The organism is Bacillus sp. 3255, from assembly GCF_031456485.1.
GTDB lineage: Bacteria > Bacillota > Bacilli > Paenibacillales > NBRC-103111 > Paenibacillus_E.
On the sequence record NZ_JAVDUS010000003.1, the window covers coordinates 265038 to 288562 of the forward strand.

Below are 23525 nucleotides of genomic sequence, written 5' to 3' on the forward strand. Positions count from 1 at the left end.
ACTAACTTGTCTGCATGCGAAGGAGAATGAAAGATGAACGGATCGAATTTCAAAGGCTTAGCGTTATTTATCCTGGCGATCTCACAGCTGGTCATGGCGCTTGATTATACAATCATTTTTGTAGCTATGCCGTCTTTAGGTAATGCGCTTGGTTTCTCGGCTAATCATCTGCAGTGGGTTGTGAGTGCTTATTCACTCGCTTTCGGAGGCTTACTGCTTCTAGGCGGGAGATTATCCGACCTGTTGGGGAGAAGGCGCATGTTTATAATCGCGATGGGGCTTTTCGGACTAGGATCGCTGCTTGGGGGACTGGCCGAATCGCAACTGATGTTAATTGCTGCCAGGGGACTTCAAGGTTTAGGCGGTGCACTGTTATCGCCAGCAACTCTGTCGCTCATCATGTCGAATTTCAATGAGGGTTCAGAGCGTAACCGGGCAATGGGCATATGGGCTTCCATGGGGGGTGTCGGCATGTCGCTCGGTCTACTCCTTGGTGGAGTGCTCACTAGCTATGTTGGATGGGAAGCTACCTTCCTGGTGAATGTGCCAATCGCGCTCGGCGTCGTTATTCTAGCACCTTTCGTGCTGAAGGAAAGCAAGGTATCGACTAGCAGCCAACATTATGATGCTGCTGGAACATTTTCGGTAACAGTCGGACTGCTGCTTGTTGTCTACTATTTGATTCAAGCTCCGGTAGAAGGCTGGTATAGCGCCTCAACACTTCCGTTTGTCTTGCTCGGTTTAGTGCTGCTGTTAACTTTCGCAGCAATTGAGAAACGAACGCAGGAGCCGCTGATTTCCTTCCGCATGTTCCGTAACCGCAATTTGACAGGAGCCGCACTTACGGCATTCCTGTTCTCGGCTTCGTTCGGCTCGCTGTACTATTTTTTGACACTGTATACGCAAGGCATACTGCATTATTCAGCTATACAATCGGGGCTTAGCTTCCTGCCGCTGACACTGAGTGCTTTCGTTGGTGCCAAGCTGATCAATAAAATGCTTACCAAGGTCGGTGTGGCAGGTACTATCGTAACGGGGATGGGACTTGGGTTCGTAGGATTCCTGATGCTGACAGGCTTGTCCGAGAACGGATCGGCTCTAGGGATCATACCAGGAACCGTGATCATCGGTATCGGTCAGGCACTGGTCTTCACGACCATGTTTATCGCGGGAAGCTCAGGTATTAATCCGAAGGAGCAAGGCGTTGCCTCTGCATTGATCTCGACCGGTCAGCAAATCGGAGGGGCCATTGGACTGGCGGTTATTATGGCTATCATCTCGGCCAGCCTTGGTATGGGATCGACCCTTGAGCATATGCCGCAAGCGGATCTGAATCATGCCATCCATATCGCGTTCATAATCTCCGCCGTGATTACCTTGCTTGGTATTCTGGTTGCCTTCTTTACTCTAAAGCTGCAGAAGCCTTCAAATGTGGATGACATTCAAGTAACGTCCTCTCATTAACAGGTTATCCGCGGCTAGTTCGGTACGGTTACCGGGCGGAATTAATGAATAGAAAGGCAGCCGGCGACCGGCTGCCTTTGTCTATTGAATCGGTTAATACAGTGACCGTTATGAATGTGGTACAATATTCCATATAATGAATGGAAAGAAGGAATTGTTATCCGAACAGTCTATATCTTATCGGGGCAAGCGGGAGTTGGAAAATATTGACACTTATTTGGAATGTAATTGATTATGTTACTTTTCCAGAAGAGGCTAACTGGCTCAACGGGAAACATCTCTTGGATACAAGTCAAAATAATGTAGATGCAATCCATCAGGTGGTTGATGAGATCATGAATAATAAACAATACAGGTTAGGATAAATAATTTCATACTGAATAGCTCTCTGGATCCAAGTCCCACGGGCAGAAACGTTTGATCCCCGCTATCGCCGACTAGAAATTAGTGAGAAGAGGTGTTTATTGATTAATTTAATGAATGGTTGTCGGGTTAAAATGATCATTTTGCTAATCGTACTTATTAACTTAGGTTGTAGTGTTACACATTCAGTAAGCACATCATCAACCGTTTCCTTATCGAAACAGTTAAAAAAAGAAATCCCAACAATCAAAAACATCAAATACACATTCACTAGACCCAATCTAACTATAAACATTGAGATGAGAGATGTTCCTACCGAAGAATCGGTAAATTCCATACTAGGTAACATTAAGGAATTCTCAACGATTGAGAACATAAATGAAATTGCAAAATCCGTAAAATGGAAGAGTGAGATTTACAATATTAATCTTATTATTCATAGTCCTTCAGAAAAAAAACCTCCCTTAAAATATTCTGCGAGTTATTTCAAAACGTTTGATGCTTCTGACACTTCAGAAAAAAACATTGATGGATACAAAACGTGGACGAAGTATGAGGAACCCTGATAAGGCTAAAGAATTTTTGAATGGGTTTGAGAAACTCTGATTGAGTCCCGCTTTTCTTTCAAGTAACATTCTATAAGAGTTGGGCAAAGATGAACACTGGAAAGATGAACATTAAACAATAAACCTCCAAACCACTTGCACAGTGGAATGGAGGGAGGAATGACTCGGATAACAACCGATTATTGCGTATTTCGATTAACTAACTGACGAGGATTGATGTTGTTCTGAATGTCCAACTTCGGCAAAGCGCCATCCGCGATTTGCTCCCAACCGACAATCTTGAAGTTCTGGTTGAGTTTCTTGCCGTTCTCTAGATTAGCGTCATCCTGTGAAACGAAGATACCGTTAGGGTAGTTAACTCCGAGACCGAAGCTCATTACATCGATTCCATCCGTCTCGCTCGTTCCGTCGATTTTATCACCATCCGCAATGTTGAATGTTGTCACGAACGGATTATTGCCTTCACGCTTATAAATGGCATAGCTGTTACTTCCTTGACTTGAAGCGATGAGATAACCCGCTCCATCTTTACCGTAATAGAGGGTGAGACCCTCGATATCATCTTGTAAACGGCGTCCATCCGCAATATCAACAGTCGCTAGAGGTTCTTTGGCACCATCTGGTTCAGCGCTGTATTTCCAAATCGCGAAGTCTTCTTCAGCGATATACATCGTACCATATTCATCATCGGCTACAAGTCCTTCTGATTGTGTTGCGAGATGCAGCTCACGAACGAGCTTGCCGGCAATTTTACCATTCCCGTTATCCGAGAGCTCATATTGTTCGAATTCGCCTTTTTTTCCGAGTACAAGTGCGTAAAATTTACCTGTTTTCAAGCTGTGGTATAAGCTGAATCCGTAAACTTCGCTCATGCTTGATTTAATCGGTTCGGCCACGATATTCGTCAACTCACCCGTATCCCCAGAGATCACAAATACGTCAATCGTATTCGTTGTGCGGTTGGACGCAGCGACGATATCGACCTTTTTGTCACCTAACGGGAAATCGTAACGCAGGTCGATATTGTTCATTTTACCGACTTTATAGGACTGCAATTGCTTGCCATTCAAATCATATACGAGCAAGCCTCCTGCTTTATTCGTAGCGACCAACTTACTCTTCGCCGGATCCTTCGGATCTACCCAAATCGCCGGATCGTCGGCTGCATCTTCCCCCGAGTCAACCGCTTCCGTCTCTCCCTGTGCTTTCACGGAGAAAGTTGGAATTATATCTTTTGAGTCCTGGTATTTAGCGTTTTCTGCAAGAATACTTTGCATCAACGATGCAGGAATAACCGTTTTTTCATTCACCAATTTAACTGGAGCGGATAGTTTGGCCTCTTTTCCAGCTAAGCGGTACTTCGCATCATCGATAGTTACGATCCCAGCAATGCCATTTTTCAGCTTGAATGTAACTGTACGATCTTCCATATCCCACATAATCTTCGATCCGATCTTCTCTAATTGTTCACGCAGCGGTACATAATCAGCCTCAGCAGCGTTCAGGTGCAGTGTGGGCAAGATCATCCCCGCGATTAATGTAGATGCTATTAACGTATGATGCTTTCTCATATTGCACAGTCTCCTTATATTTCATAATAGTCTCGCTTTAGGTTAAAGAATAACAAACAAAGATCAAAACTTAGTACAAGTTATGTAAACGGTTTGTAATATATGGAAGCAAATATCAAGACGATGTAAAACCGGCGCACATCGGCTGCCGTCATCTATTGAAGTAACGGGCAGCATAGTTAAGTTTTATTCAATTAAATCGACGATGAAATAAATGTTTCTTTGGCATCTCAGTTTCACCAAGCATATTCCAGGAGCCCTTTACTTTCAAAATTAATGTTTACCGACCCTAGTAACGCTTACTTGGTGTATTCATATATTTCAGGCACAACTCACTATCATCGTGTATCGAAAATCGATTGGATGACACTTGTAGTGAAGGATTTACTTAACCATTATCAACAAGAGACTTCTCTTTACATAGATGGATATAACGAGTCAGTTGTCATTGATATACTCCCCATACGGTAGACAGGTAAAAGCCCTGCTACTGTGAGGGGAGCTTTTTCATGTTTAGAGGAAAAATGCTTTGGAGAAATTCGCTCCTGCAGGGAGAATGTACCAAGACCAAAGTCCAGCACTAAACTAAACCTTAGACAGTTATCACTATTTTATTTGTTTGCTAATCTTAATGTTGTAGTCAACAACTCGAGCGGGCCCGGGCGGCAGTCCAGATGGAGGACCAATGAACAAACTGAATACGACTAATGAATTTATGAAGAATAGGAACATGCAATGGTTAAGGAAGGTCGATCACAGCATATTTGTATGGTGCAATCAAAGGGTCAATCATTTCGTTCTGGATTGGTTGTTCGGAGTGATTACCCACATGGGCGGCGCGACGTTTACAATTCTATGCACCGTTTTAGTTATCTGGCTTGCACCCGATGCTTGGGGATCGGCCGGTCTGCAAAGTTTAGCGGCTTTGACTTTCAGCCATGTGATTGCCTTTATTATTAAGAAAAAAATGCGCAGAATTCGCCCATTCCGCGTCCTGCAGCATGTGAGAGTAGGGAAATTTCCACTTAAGGATTACTCGTTTCCATCCGGACATACTACAGCCATTTTTGCATTCGTCACTCCCTTTCTTTTCCTATCGTCACAGGGAATGGCTCTTTTATTGATCATCTTTGCTGGATTGGTTGCCTTTTCACGTGTTTATTGGGGATATCACTACCCAACGGATTGCGTTGCAGGAGGTACGATCGGAATGGGTTCTGCTTTGCTAGTGGTTTATCTGACAAATTCATTATGACCATGACACGAATGAGGTACAAGAACGGGGTGGGGGGGATGCCGCCTCTTGAACGCTATGCAACGGTTAGAGAATAAGTAAATAATAAGCCCTCGAGGAGTGTAAATATGGAGTGGATTAGCAATCTCTTTGTGCAGTATGGGTATTTTGTTTTAATTTTAGGATTGTTCGCCGAATCATTGGCCTTGCCTTTCCCAGGAGAATTGGCCATGGCGATATCTGGTCACATGTCTACTTTGGGGAGTTTGAATATCTCAATCATAATTTTCTGTTCTTATTTTGGGGCTATAGCGGGTACGACAGTTACTTATTATTTAGGTTATAAACTTGGTACCCCTTTTTTCGAAAAATATGGAAGATTCTTTTTTCTGAACCAAGAACGAATCATTACGATCACGAAATGGTTCAATAAATATGGCAACAAGCTCATTCTTGTCAGCTACTTTATCCCAGGTTTGCGGCACTTCACTGGCTATGTATCCGGCATTCTAAGGGTTCGGTTAGGCACCTTTCTCATCTATAACTTCACGGGCGGACTTGTTTGGGTATTCGCTTATGTCATGATCGGTAAAATTTTCGGAATAAAAATTGAGCAAATGCTACACATCATTTCTCAATACTCTATAGCGGCAATTATTGTATTGGTGGTTGGAGTGGTGATAGGATTTCACATTAAGCGTAATAAACAAGCAATTATAGATTGGTTACGAACATTAAACTGGCTTAAATAACAAAGACGAGTTGTTATCTGAAGATAAACAGCTCGTCTTTTTCTGTTAACTTTTGAATACGAAGTCAGTGCGAATATGTGCATCTAATCTGGAGCATTTCCAGCACCCGATAGAAGCTTGGGAGAAGGAAGGGTATAAGGTCGAGGTTAAAGCTTGTCTTAGCTACAGCGGCGATTGCACCGAATGCCCTTACATCTCATCCATGACAACAACAGTAAGGTGATAGGAACATTATCTCATTCCCGATTAATAAGAATTGATATTCACGCATGGAATGGTATACTAAGTATATCAAGATAAAGCGTTAGGGAGAATAAGATGGATACGCATTTATACGAACAGTTGTATATGCATATTGTTCATGAGATTCAACAGGGGAAATTGAAGGCCGGAGATCGTGTGCCATCCGAAAAAGAATTGGCCGAACAATTTGGCGTGAGCCGCATCACTTCCAAAAAGGCGCTCGAAAAGTTGGCGGAAGCGGGTGTTATCACACGTATTCAGGGAAAAGGGTCGTTTGTGGCCGATGGTCATCCTTCGGCTTTGAAACCAATGCGCCAATCGGAGGAAAGAACGAGTACGGTCATCCATTTTCAGCAAAGACCGCTCATCGGATTAATTATTCCAAGTTTCTCGGATGAATATGGCTTGAAGCTCCTTCAAGCCATGGAGAAGCAGAGCGCACTGCACGAGTGTGATCTAATCATTAAGAGGACCGGCGGCAGCAAAGAAGAAGAAGAGCATGCCATCCAGCTTCTTGTCAGCCTAGGTGTCAAGGGCCTAATCGTGACTCCCGTCCATGGCACGCACTATAATGCAGAACTCATTCGTCTTGTCTTGGCCAAGTTTCCTGTCGTACTGGTCGACCGGTATTTGAAAGGAATTCCGGTATGTTCCGTTTACACGGATAACCGAAAAGCTGCGCAAGATCTTACGCTTCATCTGATCGGGAAAGGCCATCAAGACATTGCCTATTTGTCGCCACCCGTCGAGAATACGTCAGCGCTGGAAGACAGGCTTCTGGGATATACTTTGGCTTTTACCTGGGAAGGGTTGAAGTTGAATCAGGAATATTGTCTAACGAATTTTACAGGCACCCGTTCAGGTTCATGGGCAGAGGATTTAGAGACGCTTAAGAGCTTTTTAGTACAGAACACCAGTGTAAAAGGATTTGTGGTTTCGGAATATCTGGTCGCCACCATGTTGGCTCAAGTCATTGACGCACAAGGAAAGCAGTTGGAAACCTACGATATCGTCTGCTTCGACTCATTAAACGATTTTTTGGGAAAGCCGATTTTTACCCATATTCAACAAGATGAGAAACGGATGGGCGAAGAAGCGGTGGATTTATTGATCTCGCAGATACATGGTGAAGTTATTACGGAACATAGAATTGTCGAACATAGAATGATCGTGCAAGAAGCAAGTATACCTAATTAACAGAGAAAGCCATGGAATTCCATGGTTTTTTGCTTTTTCTTATTAGACGTCTCCTTTCGTTAAAAAAATCATTTTTTTGTACATACATGTCGCAAAATCGTAGTGGACATGGTATATTTGCCCATATTATTATACTTAGTATACAAACATATTTTACCGGCTTGTTTGTATCAGGAAGTGTCATACTATTCTTGCTTTTCTGAAGGAGGTAACAGTATGTATCGGAGCAGTAATAAAATGTTATCCATCTCCACCTGTGTCTTGTGTGCATCCATGTTATTCGGGTGTTCGAAGGGGACTGAAACGACAAACACCACACCCAGTACGACGGCCCCGGCAGCAACTAGTGCAGCTACAACTGCGGCAAAGGAATCGAAAGCACCGGATGCAGCCAAAAAAACCATCACCATCACATATAGAGACGATGGTACTGGTGAGAACGGAACGCTATACAAATGGCTCAAAGATGTGGCTGCCAGCTATCCGAACAAAGATGTCGTTATCAAGCAGACGCCGATTCAGGCTTCGGAAGGCGACTACTTCGCGAAGATTGCGCTAGCCCTCAAATCCAAAGACACAGCACCGGATATCGTTACAGAAGACACCTTCATGTTAAACTCCGATGCCAGCGCCGGCCTCTTGTCTCCTTTGGATGACAAAGTGAAGAGCTGGGCCGACTGGACAAATGGTTCCTTCATCGAAGCGATGAAAAAAGGGGTAACAGCCGCCGACGGTAAGATTTACGGCGTGCCGTATAATACGGACTCCCGGGGCCTCTGGTACAACAAGCAAATTTTCAAACAAGCCGGACTGCCTGAAGATTGGAAACCAAAAACTTGGGATGAAGTCTTGAGCGCAGCAAGAACAATCAAGGAAAAAGCAGCCAAGGACGTTGTACCTTTCTGGATGAATATGGGGAAAGCAACTGGCGAAGCGACTTCCATGCAAACTTACGAAATGCTGCTTTACGGAACAGGTGAAAGACTCTACGATGACTCAAGTTCGAAGTGGATCGTTAAAAGCCCGGGTATTTTGGATGCGCTTTCATTCGTTGATACCATTAACAAAGAGAAACTTGGCCCTCCACTTTCCAAAGTATTGAACGGCCAAGCGGGCAACTCCTCTGCTCGTGAATATTTGCCAAAAGGCAAACTCGGCATCTCCTTGGACGGTTCCTGGATTGCAGGCAACTATTTGCCGAATGGTGCTGCTCCATGGCCGGAGTATAAAGACGTTCTGGGCTTTGCTCCAATGCCGACAAGCAAAGGTCAAGCTCCAGGTTCCATTACTTTAGCTGGGGGATGGGCGCTGTCTATTCCTGCTAACGCTCAGCATAAAGATGAAGCTTGGGATTTCATCAAGTACGCCCTTAACAAAGAAAACACGCAAAAACTTGTAACTGCAAGCGGTAACATTACGGTTCGGGCGGACGTCGCAAAAGATCCGGGCTATACACAAATGCCATTTAATGCGATTGCTACGGAGTATTTGAAAAACGCGGAGTTCAGACCTGCTCGTGACAAATATCCAGAAGTATCCACACAAATTCAGACAATGGTTGAGTCTGTAGCAACGGGCACTTCTCCCGCCGATGCGATGAAGAAGTATCAGCAAGACGTAACCCGCATCGTTGGAGAGGATAAAGTCAGCGTGAAGTAATGGCAACACCTTGCCCTGGGGCCCTATTTGCGAATACGGGGTCCAGGGCAAGCCCAGTTTGCCCTACGATCACCAGGGAGAAAGGAGCGAACTTTGATGAGCAGTCCGGCAATCCCAGTAACATCGAGAAAGACGTATACATGGTTGTATTTTTTATTCCCTTCGTTGGCCGTTATGCTCGTTTTCTTCATCTATCCGATCTTGCTAACGTTTTTCTACTCATTTACGAACTTGGCATTGACCGGAGAATCCGCAAAACAACTGCAATTCGTTGGTTTTGACAACTATGTCCGCATGTTTGCGGATCCAACCGTAAGAATCAGTATCTGGAACACGTTAGTTTTCCTGATCGGCTCTGCTGTCATCGGCCAGCAAGTGCTGGGATTTCTGATCGCAATCTTGATGAAACGGAAAAATAAAACGTTCCGCCGCGTGATTGGTACTATCGTTCTGGCGGGGTGGGTAACACCTGAAATTGTATGCGCCTTATGTCTCTACAGCTATTTCGGCGACGAGGGTACACTAAACGCCATACTAAGTACACTAGGCATTCCGACGGTCACTTGGCTATATACCGTCCCTATGCTCACGATTATATTAGCGAACGTCTGGCATGGAACAGCCTTCTCTATGCTTGTCTTTCAAGCAGCACTTGACGATGTGCCGAAAGAAATCGAGGAAGCGGCGCTCGTCGACGGAGCCTCACGTTGGAAAATTCTAATTTTCATTATCCTTCCTTATATTAAAGGAACGATTACTACCAATGCGATGCTTGTTACTTTACAGACCTTAGGCGTATTCGGCCTCATTTATGCGATGACCGGCGGGGGTCCAGGCACAGCAACAACGACCTTACCCATCTTCATGTATAACCAAGCCTTCATTAACTATCAGCTCGGCTACGGTACGGCCATTTCTTTATTGCTCTTGCTTCTGGGTATTGTGTTGAGTTTGTTCTATATTCGCACTTTAAAAGAGTAAAACCACAAGGAGAGTTCGTATGACGGAGATATACCGTAAAGTCGTTTATCGCACCTTGCCCTACGCAGCGCTCACCTTCATCGGCATTTGTTTCCTGCTCCCACTCTTATGGGTGCTAGTTGCCTCCGTGGACCCTAACGCCATGCAATCGCTCAAGGTCCCCAGCTCTTTGACAGCAGGCAACTATATCGACGTGATCACTAGCAGCGCGAACCAGCGCGCATTTCTAATAGGACTCGTCATTTCGCTCGGTCAAGCTTTAATTGTCGTTTTATTAGGTCTGCTAGCGGCTTATCCACTGTCCAGATATCAATTGAAGTATAAAAAACCGTTCATGCTGACCATCTTATTTATGACCTCATTGCCAATCACAGCAGTTATGGTCCCTGTATATCAATTGTTTTTGACCTTAAAGCTTTATGACAATATCTTTGGCGTCATTCTCTTTAAAGTCGCCTCCGCCATGCCTTATGGCATCTGGATGCTCAAAAATTTCATGGATTCCGTACCGAACGAATTAGAAGAAGCGGCATGGGTGGACGGTGCGTCCATACTCGCAGGCATCCGCAGGATCGTCACTCCATTGATGATTCCGGGAATATGCACGGTTGCCATCTTTACCTTCTCCGGCAGCTGGGGCAACTTTTTCGTTCCCTACATTCTCTTGAATACGCCTGAGAAGTTCCCGGCGGCGCTCAAGCTATACCAATTCTTCGGGCAGTACGGCATGGTGGATTACGGTAAATTGGCAGCTTTTTCTACGCTCTATGCCATTCCATCCGTTGTCATGTATATTCTTTCTCAGCAATTTATGTCCAAAGGTTTCGGCCTCCAAGGTGGGAGCAAAGGGTAGCGTGAATGCATTTCATAGTAGCACGTTCCAACTACCATAAAAGAGTATTAAGAAAGTAAAGCCTTATTTATAGGGCTTTTTTTCATTTTATCTTATTTCACCGCGGCTAATGCTGGTTACTTCCCAGGTTGGAATGTCTCGAATAACTCAACGAGATAGCATGTTTAACCGTCTAACATAAAAAGAAATGGGGTGCTTGCATCAACGACATTGTTTTGTCAGTAGTACTTCAAAACTATATTGTAATGGAGACAATTTGCAAGTTGTTAGACGTGATTGATCTCTCCCTTTTTAATGGACTGACTCTTATAGAAATACACATAAGACAAACTGGAATAGTCATATAAATTGCCGTAAGAAAGCTCTGAGAGGGAGTGAAGGTAATCGATGTTTCAACCACACCCGGATAATACCGCAATTGTGATTACAGACCCACAAAATGACTTTATGTGTCCTGGGGGGAGAGGCTATCATCTGACAAAAGCAAATATAGAACGAAACAATACGATACAAAACCTTGAACTATTAATAAGTACTGCCATGAGTAAAGGGTACCAACTATTTATCTCACCCCATTATTTATACCCTCATGATTATGGCTGGCAATTTACAGGAAATGAACAACAGATGTTATTAGGTCTTAGAATGTACCAAGTGGCAAATGTGTACACACCACCGTCATTTGGAGCTGATTTTGTTCATTCCTTAAAACCTTATATTTTTGATAGGAGAACCGTCGTTTCAACGCCACACAAGGTTGCTAGCCCACAAACGAATGACTTGGTTTACCAATTACGACAACATAGAAAAGAGAAGATCATTATCGCAGGAGTTCTTTCCAACATTTGTGTAGAGTCCCATATGAGGCATTTAATCGAAACTGGTTTTGAAACAGCTGTTGTCTACGATGCTACGGCAACAATTAGTGAAGAAGATTTTCAAGCAGCCGTTACGAATTACAAAGCATTTGCCAGTGCTAGTTGGACGACAATGGAAGCTATTTCATACTTATAAATCTATTGAGAAGAATTCGAGTGTTGCAAGTGAATGGTGACAAAAACATGATTACATCCAAAGTCGCATGATATGCGGCTTTTTCATTTTGCAAGTCAAAGATAAAGATAATCCTTAGCGTATTAGTATAAATTTACCAGCAGCGTGGTAATCTATTTGGGATGAAATTAAAGGGGGGGTCAATTTTGACGGAGAATCATACGCCAACCGGACAAGATGCTCAACGTGAGACATTGACGACGCGACAGGGCCATCCGGTGATGGATAATCAAAACATCCGTACCATCGGTAACCGTGGTCCGGCCACGCTTGAAAATTACCACTTTATCGAGAAGATCTCCCATTTCGATCGGGAAGAGATACCGGAGCGTGTCGTACATGCGCGCGGAACGGGAGCATTCGGGTATTTCGAAACGTATGGAAAAGTCGGTGATGAGCCGGTAGAGAAGTATAGTCGAGCCAAAGTGTTTTCTGGTGCTGGGAAGAAAACGCCGTTAATGGTTCGCTTCTCGACAGTAGCTGGATCCAAAGATTCGCCCGAAACGGCAAGGGATCCGCGTGGTTTCGCAGTAAAAATGTATACGGAAGAAGGCAACTGGGACTTAGTTGGTAACAACCTAAAAATCTTCTTTATCCGAGATGCGATGAAGTTTCCAGACATGATTCACGCGTTTAAAGCCGATCCGGCTTCGAATGTGCCGAATCCTGTACGGATGTTCGATTTTGTTTCCAAGACGCCTGAAGCTACACATATGATAACCTTCTTATTCTCTCCATGGGGAATTCCAGCAACATATCGCCACATGCAGGGCTCCGGCGTAAACACCTACAAGTGGGTGAATGACAAGGGAGATGCTGTGCTCGTGAAGTATCACTGGGAGCCGAAGCAAGGTATCCGTAACTTAACGCAAGAAGAGGCGAACGCTATTCAAGCGACGAACGTCGGTCATGCAACACAAGATTTATATGAAGCGATCGAGCGCGGCGATTATCCGGAGTGGGAGCTCTTCGTGCAAATTATGGACGATCACTACCATCCTGAACTCGACTTTGATCCGCTCGACGATACGAAGCTTTGGCCGGAGGACAAATTCCCATGGCTGCCGGTTGGACGTATGGTCCTTGACCGTAATCCGGTAGATTTCCATGCGGAGATTGAGCAAGCCGCTTTCGGTACAGGAGTTCTTGTCGACGGGATGGACTTCTCGGATGATAAAATGCTGCAAGGACGTACCTTCTCCTACTCTGATACGCAGCGTTATCGTGTCGGTGCGAACTATTTGAAGCTGCCTGTGAATGCTCCGAAAGTGCCGGTTCGCACGAACCAGCATCGCGGGCAAATGGACATCCGCGACCCGAAAGAGTCCGGAGAAAATCCACACATCAACTATGAGCCATCTATGATGGGTGGTTATCAGGAAGCGGACAAGGAACAGCGGCCTCCGCACCAACCGATGTATAACGCGGCGGCGATGAGCGCTCCGATCGATCGTCCGAACTACTACGGTCAAGCGGGTCATACGTACCGTAGCTTGCAAGAATGGGAGAGAGAGGAATTGATCAAAAATCTCTCCGATGCGCTTGCAATCTGTGATAAGCGGATTCAAGATGCCATGATCGGGCACTTCACACAAGCAGACGAAGACTATGGTCGACGTGTGAAGGAAGGGATCGACAAGAAAATGAAGGAAATGCAAGAAATGAAGTCGGAAATTAAAATTCCTGGCCGTGAAGCAGGCATCACCAAATACGGTCAAGGAACGTTAGCTGCGAACAACGCAACGAAAGAAGCCGTGCAAAAAAGTCACGAAGCAGATCCGTACTAATACAAAAAGGAAACTCCACTCTGCAATGAGGGGAGTTTCCTTTTTCTAGAATAAAATGGAAGCGAGCAAGCTTGCGAACAGTCAGAGACAGATACCCTCGTACAATTTACAATTTTCGGAGAAGGCGTCCAATCCAATCGGGAGACCCATCATATACTAGGATAGATTGAGAGACTAGTGTGAAAGGGTGGATCTACTGTGATGTGTAGTCTGGATCCTGTGGAAGGAGCGAGTTCAAAAAAGCAAACTGTAGCTATAATCGGGCTTGGGTACGTAGGCCTTCCTTTAGCACTCCTTCTAGTAGAGAAGGGCTTCCGGGTATTTGGTTACGATCTTAACCCTCTTAAGATTGCCACTCTTCTATCAGGGCAAAGTTATATTTCGGAGATCGAGGATTCGGAGATACGGGAGGCTCGTGAAACTCAGCGTTTTTTTCCTACAGACCGATATCAAGAGATTGAGGAGTCAGAAGTCTTCATCATCTGTGTACCGACCCCTCTTAGCGATAAGGGGACACCAGAACTTAGCTACTTAACCCAAGCTGCTAGGGAGATCAACCAACTGGTTCCCAAGGGGAAATTGATCGTTTTGGAGAGCTCAACCTTTCCTGGCACAACAAGGGAGATCATTGCTCCGATCCTGGAGCAAAGCGGCCTTACGATCGGACAGGACGTTTTTTTGGCCTACTCACCGGAAAGGATTGACCCGGGAAATAAGCGATTTCCTTTTCACAAGATACCGAAGGTTGTCAGCGGCATGACTCCAGACTGCTTATCGAAGGTCGAGGAGCTTTACCGGGGCGTTTTCCCTCAGATTCATTCGGTTTCCTCTGTGGAATCGGCTGAGATGGCGAAGATTATAGAGAATGCTTATCGTCTCATCAACATTTCCTTCGTGAATGAGCTGGCCATGATTTGCGATGAGCTGCATCTAAATATTTGGGAGGTCATTGAAGCAGCCAAAACCAAACCCTTCGGCTTCGCCGGATTTTACCCGGGACCGGGGATCGGGGGGCACTGCATTCCCGTAGATCCCATCTATTTGGAGTGGAAACTGCAGCAGTATGGTATTGGTTCCGGGTTCATTCAGCTCGCACAGAAGGTCAATCACAAGATACCTCAATATATTGCTAATCAGGTCCAACAGCTGTTGGGTGCGAAGTCGCTGCTGCATGCCAAGATCCTTGTTTACGGGGTAGCTTACAAAAAGGATATCGCAGACCCGCGGGAGTCTTCGTCACTAGAGCTTCTACAGATTCTGAACAGCATGGGGGCTGAAGCCGTCTATCATGATCCGTATATCCCTCATGTATCGGTGGGCGGCGAAAAATGGAATAGTGTGGAACTAACACCGCAACTATTGGCAGAAATGGATGCCGTAATTGTGTCGACGGATCATACCTGTATTCCCATACCACTTCTTCTTGAGCATGCAAAACTAATCTATGACACCCGGAATGTTACAAGCGGCTATTCAGGAAGCGGGAAGGCAAGGGTTGTCCGTTTAGGAGGCGGGGGATCGTAGGAAGATAACGAAAGAACGGATCGGCCTGCTGGCCGATCCTTATATTTTTTTATGCCATTTGCCAAAATCGAGAGCAACCTTCCCGGTCATTCGGGCGATTCTGGGGGCGAGAATGACGGCGTTCACACCCGTGGATAGGAAAACTAGGTCGAAAGAATTCTTCATAGCCCTTATTCGTGTAAGGGTTCGGTCAATCTGGTAGTAGTGGGAGAAGGGAATTGTCCCCACAACCTTTAACCCATGTTTTCGTTCTAGAGTATCCTTCATGTCCTCTGCGTGCTTACTGACAATCAGGATACGCCTTCCCTTCAGTAGCTTCCAGAAGCTCTTGTCCTGCGGAGCGTACCGATTTATACAGGCACTGCACTTGTAGGAGGGTGCAATTCGAAAGTGGGCGAATATAGCATTTGTTAAAGGACGTTTAAGGTAGCGCGGTGCCCGAATCAGACTGTCTTCAGGTGGCAGGACACCGACAACGGTAGCCCTCCGAATCTCGGCCACCATCTGATTTCGGAGGCGAAGATTCGGCAGGGTTACCCCCTTCTTCCCACGGTTAGCTTTCACTGCCCATGGTTCCATCAATACGCGTTTGATAGACCAAACGGAGCTTTGAGCCAGACAGATATTCTCTCCATCTCCGATTCGAACCAAGGAGAACGGCCGGTTATGATCTAAGGCATACTGGATTTTGGCGTATGTCTGTTCCCGGGTTAAGTTAATCGGCACCCATCATCGCTCCTCATTCATAGGATTTCCCTTTATCATATGACAGTACCTCCTAGTCGTTCGCGTTCGAACTTGTTCACGCTGGAAATATGCATTTATCCGTATATCTGAACCTTCCCCCGGCAATAGGAATAAAGTAAGTCAAGGAACAATATTGGGAGAGTGGAGGTTGAACGTGAAGGTGATGAAGCAGGTGCATCCAAAAGCAGGTGTTTCGGTGATTACGGTGACGAATAAGCCGGAGTTTATAAAGAATATCTTTCGCAATTACCGTCATCAGTCATGGGATCAAAGAGAGCTGATCATCGTATTAAACCATCATAACATGAAACCCTCCACTTACCGAGCTTATGCTCGACGAAAGGGCATACAAGCTGCTATTTATCAACTTCCTGAGAGTTTGCCATTGGGAGTATGTCTGAACTATGGGATAAAGAGAGCTCGTTATCCGTATATTGCCAAGTTCGATGACGATGACTATTATGGTCCTGCTTATCTCGCGGAAGCAGTCCGAACGGCGGAATGGACGGGGGCGGACGTAGTCGGTAAAAACCGATTTTACATGTACATGATGGGTTCGAAGGAGCTACTCCTATTGACGAAGAGGCGGAAGGATTGTGTCGCTGGGGCAACTTTGGTATTCCGTAAAAAGCTGTTTCCTGCCGTTAAGTTCACTCGGAGGCGCGCAGGCTCGGACATGAAATTCCTCGCGGATATTTGGAAGCGTGGCGGGGTGGTACGAACCACGAGCCATCGTCACTTCGTAGCCGTACGAAGAGCTGATCAATCCAAGCATACATGGAAATTTAATCGAAACGCAGTTCGAAATATGCGGGCTGAAGTCGTTGCGCGGACCGTAAATTATGAGCGCCTCGTACGAAGGGGGAAGATTTGAATGGTCTTCCAAGTATGGAAGCCAACGTCGGATATAGGCTCAGCGCCAAGGGCTTTATTAAAGCTCTGGCGCTTTTTGTTTTGAACCAGATACTTGAAATTTGGATATTTGCAAGCATACTGGCGAGATCGTTCCTACTTCTAAACCAGGCTCATTCCTTTCTTCGGATAACTGTGAAAGTTTTCTTTTTTGTCTTCCTCCTCTCCACAATCGTAGGAATACGATCAATTTTTAAGATATCTGTTATCCCTCGTTTATTTTTAGATAGAGTCAATGACAAAATCATTCCCCGAATCGTATTATGATTTCTTATTAATCTCGTTGATACAAAGTTACCTAAAGAAGGAGCTGCGACTCGATTTCGTACTTGACCATAGATGTCTTTCACCTTTGCCTGAGTTACCGGGTAGAGCAGATGAGGATGTGCACCTAAAACCACATTTACGCCTTGTTTAAACAGTAAATGCATCAATTGTTTTTGATTTTTGCTCGGAAATGGCCGATACTCTCTCCCGAAATGGAGGTAAACAACGATGAAATCTGTTTTATTCTTCATTTCGCGGATATCCGCTATCATCTTCTTATGGTCGATGCGGTTAACTAACCACCGATTAGGTACTTGTAAGGAATTTGTGCTTTTCGTATAGGATAAAATCCCAATATTCACTCCCTTTACACGCATAATCAGATGACGCTTAGATTCTTGGATGGAACGAAAGGTTCCTGTATGCTTGAGTCCATGTTTATCGAGAACATTCAATGTTCGTTTTAAACCGGTTACTCCTCCGTCCATACAATGGTTGTTTGCAGTAGTTAATACACGAAATCCGACGTTTCTCAACGTTGATGCCAACGTGTCAGGGCAGTTGAATAATGGAAAACCTGTTTTCGGATTCCTTCGTTCTCTCGGACAGTTACATTTTGGACGGCTTCCGATAACGCCTAGTTTCCTTGTACCGGAGAACGTCGTTTCCAGATTCCCGATCGTCAAATCGTGCTTTTTTAGATAAGGTTTAACTTTTTCAAAAATAGGACTGAACGTATATTCGCTTGATCTCTTAGCTGAGGCAATGATTTCACTTTTCATCAACAAATCCCCGACAGCGGCTATCGTTATATTGATCACATGGATTCACTCCTTCCCTGACTAATTTATTCAATGAAAGGAATTATTGTTTACAGGATAGGCGATGTCCTATAGCCTGTTACAGCTAGCCGAATATGATATGGAAATATTAGTGTGAGGAGACTAATCCATGAGACAAAGTAATGCCACCGTTCCTGTCAAACCGAAGAAACCTGCAAAAGGTATCAAGTGGGATCAACATCGAGAATTAATGAAGAACAGCCACATTAACAGGCACCTTCCCGCAACGATGAAACTAAATAAACAATCTTTCTTTGCCATGCTTTCTCGTTATAAGACTATTTATTTGAAACCTAATCAAGGAGCTTTTGGAGTGGGGGTCATGCAGGTTCGAAGGATTGTTCATAAAAAGAAACCGTATTTTCGTGTCCATTCAGGAACCCGGCAAAATAAGTTCCAATCAAAAGAGGAAGTATATGCCTTTTTTTTGGGCAAAAGAGTGAGCGCCGATTATCTCGTCCAACAAGGCATAGACCTGCTCAGATGGAACAAACGCCCGTTTGACCTTCGCTTAATGATCACAAAACAAAAGGATCATACTTGGCGAAATGAAGGCTTTGTCGGCCGCGTTGCGCATCACAAAAAAATTGTAACGAATATCCGCAGTGGAGGTACCGCATTATCCGTCGAGGACCTGTTAGCCTCGCATACCAATCCAACTACTCAAAAAAGTGTCATCCTGAAGTTAAACAAATTGGGTAGTCGCATTTGCAAGCAGCTCGAAAAAAAATATCCTGGTATTCAGCTTTTTGGGATTGATATGGGCTTGGATCAAAACTTAAAGCCATGGGTTATTGAGGTGAACACTAGACCGGAGAAAATATGCTGGAAATGTATGAGGAAGCTTTGCAAAAAGAACATCTCCGTCAAAACTCGTTGAATAAAGAATACAAAAGGGCTGTCTATTATGGCAGCCCTTCGCGCAACAATTACATAAACAAAGTTGTGAGATATATAATCATTTCGTTCGTTTCCACTGTCACAAATCAGAGGCTTACGTTGTTATATGTGCAAAACGTTAAGGAGCTGAGGAAAGATGAATGGTTTGACATGCGTAATCATCGGCGGCGGCCACGTTGGGCTTCATTCACTCAAAGCAATTAAGGAAGAGACCCAGGGCATGGCGAGCGGACGGCAGATCCGGTTTGTTCTGATCGACAAGCAGCCCGGGCATTTGCGTAAAATGCTGTTGTTCCGACCAGCCGTGGACCAGGAAGAGATTATGATTCCTTGGACGCACTATTCGTTCTCAGAAGGTGTCGAATTCATACAAGGTACGGTTGCATGCGTGGATAGCGAGGGAAAACAGGTTCATTATGAGGATGCACAAGGAAATCATATCCGCATGCCGTTTGACCTTTTGGTCGTAGCGGTCGGCAGCATTGTTCGGCAACTGGAACCCGATAAGGGCGGCATCGCCTTGACCGACCCGCAAGCTGCAGCGGACATCCGGGAGCGCTGGCGCGCAAACCTGTTGAAAGCTGCCGGAGAGATGAACCCTGAGGAACGTAAGCGACTCATGACGATCGCGGTTGCGGGAGCGGGCATCAGTGGCGTTGAAACATCCGCCGAGCTGGCGCTTGAGATGCGGAAGGAAGCATCGTTGCTAGGACTGAACCCGTCCGGAATCTCTGTCTATTTGCTGAGCGGACAGAAACGCCTGTTCCTGGAAGGGCCCGAAAAAGTCGGAAAGAAATTAGATCAGTATCTCGACGAATGCGGCGTAAAAGTACTATATAACCGTAAGGTAATGCAAGCGGAAGCAGGGGCGGTGAAGCTCAGTAATGGCGATCTTCTGCCGGTTGGCCTATGTATATGGACAATTGGTCTGATCCCGAATCCGGCCCTTCGAAGCATGGGCTTGCCTCTTACTCCCGATGGTCAAGTGCTGGTGGATGAATGCTATCGTGTCAAAGGAGCGCCGGGCGTATATAGCATCGGCGACTGTGCGAGAATCGTCGATCCGGTGAACGGCAGGGCGGATCTGATGAGGGCCGGAGAAGGCGCGCTGCAGGCTGATAGACTTGGGAAAATTGTGATGGCTGATCTGGAGGGACGCCCCGCTCCGGTTCATAAATCCGCCAGCTCGATACTGGATTTCTTCTGCATCGGCTTGGGGGAGAACCGCGGATTTGTATGGGGAAGCAAATGGGGACTTCATATCATATTTACGGGAAAGCTGGGGTGGAAAATCAGGAAACTGGCCTGGGATAAAGGCAGTATGCTACGATAACAACGGCACTAATACCAACAGTAGGAAAAAGGTGAGACGGCGAATGGAGGAACTGTACGATCAATATAGAGCGTTGTTGTTCACACTGGCCTATCAGTTGACAGGCTCCGTTGCAGACGCGGAAGATGCTGTGCAGGACGTGTTTGTTAAAGCTTGCGATGTACATCCTGAACGGCTGGAAGAGCCGAAGGCGTATTTGTGCAAAATGGTAACCAATCATTGCCTCAATCTGCAGAAGTCAGCGCGGAAGAAAAGAGAAATGTACGTCGGACCGTGGCTCCCCGAACCGCTTCGGTCGCCGGAGACAGATCAGCTCGAGACGACAGTCGTCCGCCGTGATCTGCTGTCATACGCCATGCTCGTGCTGCTTGAGCGGCTGACGCCGACAGAGCGGACGGTTTTCGTCCTGCGTGAGGCGCTGGGCTTCGATTACCCCGAAATCGCGGACCTGCTCGGCAAGCAAGAGGCGAACTGCCGCAAACTGTTGAGCCGGGCAAGAAGCAAAATGGGCATATCTGAGGAAGAGCTAATTACAGCCGAAGCTGTCGAATTGGAATGGGTCAGCCGATTCCTCACCTCCCTCGAGCAAGGGAATGTCGATCATGTAATGGCACTGTTGACCGAAGACGTCATGTTCATCGCCGACGGAGGCGGTAAAGCAAGCGCGTTCAGGCATCCAGTACAATCGTGTGAACACGTAGCCCAGGTCCTGCTCGACGGTCTCCGGAGCTTAAGGTCCCATTTCCAGGGTGATTTCCACTTCGAGTTCGCCCCTCTGAACGGTGAGACCAGTATCGTAATCCGGTCGAAGGGCGAAACCGTGGCTGCTTTATTCATGCAACTCCGACACAGTAAGATTGCCCGGATATATGCCGTTCGAAACCCAGATAAGCTTGTGCGGGTTTAAGCAATCTACCGAAGAATATGATCATAATTTTCCTGATTCTACTTTTTGTAAAAGGCAGACCACGAAAAGCCATCCCACGAGGATGGCCCTATCTAAACTTGCCGTAACAAATACTTGTGCGCTTTTTTTAAGACTTCACTAGAATAGTGTGAGGTCTTTTATTTATTCCAAAATGGCGGCATCCATTAGATGGTATAACAAACTTTTAGCCAGAAGTCTCTATCGGAGGGGGGATGACGCTTCTTTGTCGTAAGAAATAATAAAAGTAGTAGTAACAAAACTTGGAAATTGATATACTGAAGATAACGAACATGCGTTCTTTTTTAGCGCATACAAACCAAAAGTGGAGGATTAGTTCATGGCAAATGGGGATTTTCCAAGAAATGAGATTGAAAAATCGGGTTATACACTAGTATTTCAAGATGATTTTGAGTCCGATCGTTTAAACCATGCGAAGTGGTTTCCTTACTATTTGCCTCAATGGAGCAGCCGCGAAAACTCCAAAGCCAAGTATAGAATCGATAATAGCCTTCTTATCCTACAAATAACCGAGGACCAGTTACCGTGGTGTCCAGAGTTTAATGGAGGTGTGAAGGTAAGCAATCTCCAGACGGGGGTATATGCAGGTCCCGTTGGCAGTCCATATGGTCAACACAAGTTTTCAAGCAGCTGTCTTGTCCGGGAAGAGCAACCGGTTGAAAGATTGTTTACGCCTCAGTATGGATATTTTGAAATACGGGCAAAAGGGATCAGAAGTCCCTACAACGTTTGTGCATTTTGGATGATCGGTTTCGAGGATGAACCCTATAAATCTGCCGAAATATGCCCTTTTGAATTGAAGGGTTGGAATGTGAGTTCCGATACATGTACGATTGGATTTGGCATTCATCCATTCGGTGATCAGGAGATTCATGACGAATTTTTTGAAAAGGAATTTTGTCTCGACCCTACTCAGTTTCACCTTTATGCAGTCGATTGGACTGAACAGGGCGTTGATTTTTATATCGATAACGATTTGATACATACATCTCGCCAATCACCAAGATATCCAATGCAATTGATGCTTAACATTTATGAAATTCCTTCAGACGATAATGTTTCAAGTCTTACGCATATATATCCCAGCGAGTTTAGTATTGATTATGTGCGTTGTTATCAGAAAAATAGTTGATGAAAAGGGGATTGTATTTCTGGAAAAAGTCAACAGAAGAAGTTGTTCGTTACATTTTTAATCTAAAAATAATAATCCGCTTTAATTTATTGTTAAAATACCAGCAGTTTAGTCTACTTAAGCAATCAGGATGAAGAATTCCTTTCGGTTAATTGTAACTTTGAATGATTACTTTGGTTATCGTTAAAAAACTGTAGTACTGCACCTTCAGGGGTAAAAATCGTGTTAATATCCCCTTGAATCCATGTTGAAATATCAAGGTATTGCACAACAAATTTTCCTCAAGTGTTTTGTGTTGAAGTGGATCGACTTTATTCATCTGCTGATCATTTAGTTTAATCATCGACAAAGTTGTAGGAACTGCCAATATGATGGTGAGTGCGATCCATAGCGGTCTGCACCAATAACCAAGCGCCAGCAGACGAATAAATATATAAGTGATGGACAGGCCAACTACAAAAGGTATCAGGCTGATCGTTAGGTTAATTGGGCCAAATCCATTTTCCGTAATATCTAAAAACATATTTACAATCCGATATACATAAAAGTACAAGACTGTTAGACCAATCCATGTAATCGCAATGGGTAACCTCTTCACATGCATAATTGTCTAACCTCGATTCTTATTATATGTAAGAGATGAATACATAACTATTATACTGAACCGTAAATATTAGTGCTAATGGCAATCCTGCTTGTTTGGTTTTCAAAAAGATACTGGTTCGGGTCATTGGGCAGAATGCCTATAACCATTGCTCATACTCCTTCATAGAATACAAAGTCAAACCATATGAGGGGAAGAGGTATATGGATATTCCAATTACTGGATTCATTATGCATCCCAACGATGAAGGACCCAATCACTCGCATAAATTATTTATTACCACGTGGAACGGTCGTCCTGTTCATGTTCACCCGTTTTCAGGAATCACTTCATTTGATGACGGACATCATCACCAATATGCAGGTATGACTGAAGCGGCGCCGAGTGGTGTTCAACATGTCCATAATTATTATTCGGAAACATCGTTTAATGATGGTCATACGCATATTATTCGAGGAACCACCGGACCCTCTGTTCCCTTGCCCAATGGTGGCCATGTTCATTATTTCCAAGGATATACGACAATTAACGGAATGCATCCACATTCTCATATGTACAGCGGGAACACGGGCAACGAACTATAAGCATACTTTTG

The 23525-nt window shown here is 45.0% G+C and carries 22 protein-coding genes; 18 read left to right on the forward strand and 4 right to left on the reverse strand.

The features are described 5' to 3' along the window. Nucleotides 1–33: 33 nt before the first annotated feature. From J2X61_RS06045 to J2X61_RS06055, 3 genes are all read left to right on the forward strand, one after another. Nucleotides 34–1464 (forward strand): MFS transporter, encoded by a 1431-nt coding sequence (locus J2X61_RS06045; RefSeq protein WP_310186599.1) that lies wholly within the window; start codon nucleotides 34–36, stop codon nucleotides 1462–1464. A gap of 206 nt (nucleotides 1465–1670) precedes the next feature. After that, on the forward strand, nucleotides 1671–1829 hold the full coding sequence (locus J2X61_RS06050) for a hypothetical protein (RefSeq protein ID WP_274469182.1): 159 nt from the start codon (nucleotides 1671–1673) through the stop codon (nucleotides 1827–1829). A 99-nt stretch (nucleotides 1830–1928) separates the two neighbouring features. Further along, the gene (locus J2X61_RS06055) at nucleotides 1929–2393 is read left to right on the forward strand and encodes a hypothetical protein (RefSeq protein ID WP_274469184.1); all 465 of its coding nucleotides are present in this window, start codon (nucleotides 1929–1931) and stop codon (nucleotides 2391–2393) included. A 179-nt stretch (nucleotides 2394–2572) separates the two neighbouring features. On the opposite strand, the gene J2X61_RS06060 is transcribed toward J2X61_RS06055, so the two are convergent. Then, a complete protein-coding gene (locus J2X61_RS06060; protein ID WP_274469185.1) occupies nucleotides 2573–3964 on the reverse strand; it encodes a phytase in 1392 nt (463 codons plus the stop codon). Nucleotides 3965–4649: 685 nt separating this feature from the next. Between J2X61_RS06060 and J2X61_RS06065 the strand changes: the two genes are divergently transcribed. From J2X61_RS06065 to J2X61_RS06105, 9 genes are all read left to right on the forward strand, one after another. Beyond that, nucleotides 4650–5219 (forward strand): phosphatase PAP2 family protein, encoded by a 570-nt coding sequence (locus J2X61_RS06065; RefSeq protein ID WP_274469186.1) that lies wholly within the window; start codon nucleotides 4650–4652, stop codon nucleotides 5217–5219. A 107-nt stretch (nucleotides 5220–5326) separates the two neighbouring features. Next, nucleotides 5327–5950 (forward strand): DedA family protein, encoded by a 624-nt coding sequence (locus J2X61_RS06070; protein WP_274469187.1) that lies wholly within the window; start codon nucleotides 5327–5329, stop codon nucleotides 5948–5950. A gap of 318 nt (nucleotides 5951–6268) precedes the next feature. Next, nucleotides 6269–7390 carry a GntR family transcriptional regulator gene (locus J2X61_RS06075; protein ID WP_310186600.1) on the forward strand — a complete coding sequence of 374 codons (1122 nt, stop codon included), beginning with the start codon at nucleotides 6269–6271 and terminating at the stop codon, nucleotides 7388–7390. Between the two features lie 216 nt (nucleotides 7391–7606). Further along, the gene (locus J2X61_RS06080; protein ID WP_274469189.1) at nucleotides 7607–9049 is read left to right on the forward strand and encodes an ABC transporter substrate-binding protein; all 1443 of its coding nucleotides are present in this window, start codon (nucleotides 7607–7609) and stop codon (nucleotides 9047–9049) included. Between the two features lie 96 nt (nucleotides 9050–9145). Beyond that, nucleotides 9146–10030, forward strand: coding sequence for a carbohydrate ABC transporter permease (locus J2X61_RS06085; protein WP_274469190.1), 885 nt, complete (start codon nucleotides 9146–9148; stop codon nucleotides 10028–10030). A 19-nt stretch (nucleotides 10031–10049) separates the two neighbouring features. After that, a complete protein-coding gene (locus J2X61_RS06090; RefSeq protein ID WP_274469191.1) occupies nucleotides 10050–10883 on the forward strand; it encodes a carbohydrate ABC transporter permease in 834 nt (277 codons plus the stop codon). Nucleotides 10884–11270: 387 nt separating this feature from the next. After that, nucleotides 11271–11897, forward strand: coding sequence for an isochorismatase family protein (locus J2X61_RS06095; protein WP_274469194.1), 627 nt, complete (start codon nucleotides 11271–11273; stop codon nucleotides 11895–11897). A 161-nt stretch (nucleotides 11898–12058) separates the two neighbouring features. Then, a complete protein-coding gene (locus J2X61_RS06100; protein WP_396135402.1) occupies nucleotides 12059–13723 on the forward strand; it encodes a catalase in 1665 nt (554 codons plus the stop codon). A 201-nt stretch (nucleotides 13724–13924) separates the two neighbouring features. Beyond that, on the forward strand, nucleotides 13925–15247 hold the full coding sequence (locus J2X61_RS06105) for a nucleotide sugar dehydrogenase (RefSeq protein WP_310186767.1): 1323 nt from the start codon (nucleotides 13925–13927) through the stop codon (nucleotides 15245–15247). A gap of 39 nt (nucleotides 15248–15286) precedes the next feature. Here the strand turns inward: J2X61_RS06105 and J2X61_RS06110 are convergent, their stop codons facing one another. After that, nucleotides 15287–15973, reverse strand: a complete 687-nt coding sequence (locus tag J2X61_RS06110; RefSeq protein WP_274469198.1) for a GT-D fold domain-containing glycosyltransferase — start codon at nucleotides 15971–15973, stop codon at nucleotides 15287–15289. A gap of 184 nt (nucleotides 15974–16157) precedes the next feature. Between J2X61_RS06110 and J2X61_RS06115 the strand changes: the two genes are divergently transcribed. Beyond that, on the forward strand, nucleotides 16158–16868 hold the full coding sequence (locus tag J2X61_RS06115; RefSeq protein ID WP_310186769.1) for a glycosyltransferase family 2 protein: 711 nt from the start codon (nucleotides 16158–16160) through the stop codon (nucleotides 16866–16868). A 151-nt stretch (nucleotides 16869–17019) separates the two neighbouring features. On the opposite strand, the gene J2X61_RS06120 is transcribed toward J2X61_RS06115, so the two are convergent. Continuing rightward, nucleotides 17020–17994: a CapA family protein gene (locus tag J2X61_RS06120; RefSeq protein ID WP_310186602.1), complete on the reverse strand. Its 975-nt coding sequence runs from the start codon at nucleotides 17992–17994 to the stop codon at nucleotides 17020–17022. Between the two features lie 130 nt (nucleotides 17995–18124). Here J2X61_RS06120 and J2X61_RS06125 point away from each other — a divergent pair, with 130 nt between their 5' ends. The 4 genes from J2X61_RS06125 (at nucleotide 18125) to J2X61_RS06140 (ending at nucleotide 22326) form a co-directional block, all read left to right on the forward strand. Further along, a complete protein-coding gene (locus tag J2X61_RS06125; RefSeq protein ID WP_310186603.1) occupies nucleotides 18125–18895 on the forward strand; it encodes a YheC/YheD family protein in 771 nt (256 codons plus the stop codon). A 156-nt stretch (nucleotides 18896–19051) separates the two neighbouring features. Further along, nucleotides 19052–20248, forward strand: a complete 1197-nt coding sequence (locus J2X61_RS06130; RefSeq protein WP_310186604.1) for an NAD(P)/FAD-dependent oxidoreductase — start codon at nucleotides 19052–19054, stop codon at nucleotides 20246–20248. Between the two features lie 43 nt (nucleotides 20249–20291). Further along, nucleotides 20292–21155, forward strand: coding sequence for an RNA polymerase sigma factor SigJ (gene sigJ, locus J2X61_RS06135; protein WP_310186605.1), 864 nt, complete (start codon nucleotides 20292–20294; stop codon nucleotides 21153–21155). Nucleotides 21156–21513: 358 nt separating this feature from the next. Next, nucleotides 21514–22326, forward strand: coding sequence for a glycoside hydrolase family 16 protein (locus tag J2X61_RS06140; protein WP_310186606.1), 813 nt, complete (start codon nucleotides 21514–21516; stop codon nucleotides 22324–22326). Nucleotides 22327–22474: 148 nt separating this feature from the next. Here the strand turns inward: J2X61_RS06140 and J2X61_RS06145 are convergent, their stop codons facing one another. Beyond that, nucleotides 22475–22849 carry a hypothetical protein gene (locus tag J2X61_RS06145; protein ID WP_274469205.1) on the reverse strand — a complete coding sequence of 125 codons (375 nt, stop codon included), beginning with the start codon at nucleotides 22847–22849 and terminating at the stop codon, nucleotides 22475–22477. A 284-nt stretch (nucleotides 22850–23133) separates the two neighbouring features. Between J2X61_RS06145 and J2X61_RS06150 the strand changes: the two genes are divergently transcribed. Further along, nucleotides 23134–23514: a YmaF family protein gene (locus tag J2X61_RS06150; RefSeq protein WP_274469206.1), complete on the forward strand. Its 381-nt coding sequence runs from the start codon at nucleotides 23134–23136 to the stop codon at nucleotides 23512–23514. Nucleotides 23515–23525 lie beyond the last annotated feature (11 nt).

Bases quoted from the DNA above. Each gene is read 5' to 3' on its own strand.
- J2X61_RS06045 (WP_310186599.1), top strand. From the start codon at position 34: ATGAACGGATCGAATTTCAAAGGCTTAGCGTTATTTATCCTGGCGATC.
- J2X61_RS06060 (WP_274469185.1), bottom strand. From the start codon at position 3,964: ATGAGAAAGCATCATACGTTAATAGCATCTACATTAATCGCGGGGATG.
- J2X61_RS06065 (WP_274469186.1), top strand. From the start codon at position 4,650: ATGAACAAACTGAATACGACTAATGAATTTATGAAGAATAGGAACATG.
- J2X61_RS06070 (WP_274469187.1), top strand. From the start codon at position 5,327: ATGGAGTGGATTAGCAATCTCTTTGTGCAGTATGGGTATTTTGTTTTA.
- J2X61_RS06075 (WP_310186600.1), top strand. From the start codon at position 6,269: ATGGATACGCATTTATACGAACAGTTGTATATGCATATTGTTCATGAG.
- J2X61_RS06080 (WP_274469189.1), top strand. From the start codon at position 7,607: ATGTATCGGAGCAGTAATAAAATGTTATCCATCTCCACCTGTGTCTTG.
- J2X61_RS06085 (WP_274469190.1), top strand. From the start codon at position 9,146: ATGAGCAGTCCGGCAATCCCAGTAACATCGAGAAAGACGTATACATGG.
- J2X61_RS06090 (WP_274469191.1), top strand. From the start codon at position 10,050: ATGACGGAGATATACCGTAAAGTCGTTTATCGCACCTTGCCCTACGCA.
- J2X61_RS06095 (WP_274469194.1), top strand. From the start codon at position 11,271: ATGTTTCAACCACACCCGGATAATACCGCAATTGTGATTACAGACCCA.
- J2X61_RS06100 (WP_396135402.1), top strand. From the start codon at position 12,059: ATGAAATTAAAGGGGGGGTCAATTTTGACGGAGAATCATACGCCAACC.
- J2X61_RS06105 (WP_310186767.1), top strand. From the start codon at position 13,925: ATGTGTAGTCTGGATCCTGTGGAAGGAGCGAGTTCAAAAAAGCAAACT.
- J2X61_RS06115 (WP_310186769.1), top strand. From the start codon at position 16,158: ATGAAGCAGGTGCATCCAAAAGCAGGTGTTTCGGTGATTACGGTGACG.
- J2X61_RS06125 (WP_310186603.1), top strand. From the start codon at position 18,125: ATGAGACAAAGTAATGCCACCGTTCCTGTCAAACCGAAGAAACCTGCA.
- J2X61_RS06130 (WP_310186604.1), top strand. From the start codon at position 19,052: ATGAATGGTTTGACATGCGTAATCATCGGCGGCGGCCACGTTGGGCTT.
- sigJ (WP_310186605.1), top strand. From the start codon at position 20,292: ATGGAGGAACTGTACGATCAATATAGAGCGTTGTTGTTCACACTGGCC.
- J2X61_RS06140 (WP_310186606.1), top strand. From the start codon at position 21,514: ATGGCAAATGGGGATTTTCCAAGAAATGAGATTGAAAAATCGGGTTAT.
- J2X61_RS06145 (WP_274469205.1), bottom strand. From the start codon at position 22,849: ATGTTTTTAGATATTACGGAAAATGGATTTGGCCCAATTAACCTAACG.
- J2X61_RS06150 (WP_274469206.1), top strand. From the start codon at position 23,134: ATGGATATTCCAATTACTGGATTCATTATGCATCCCAACGATGAAGGA.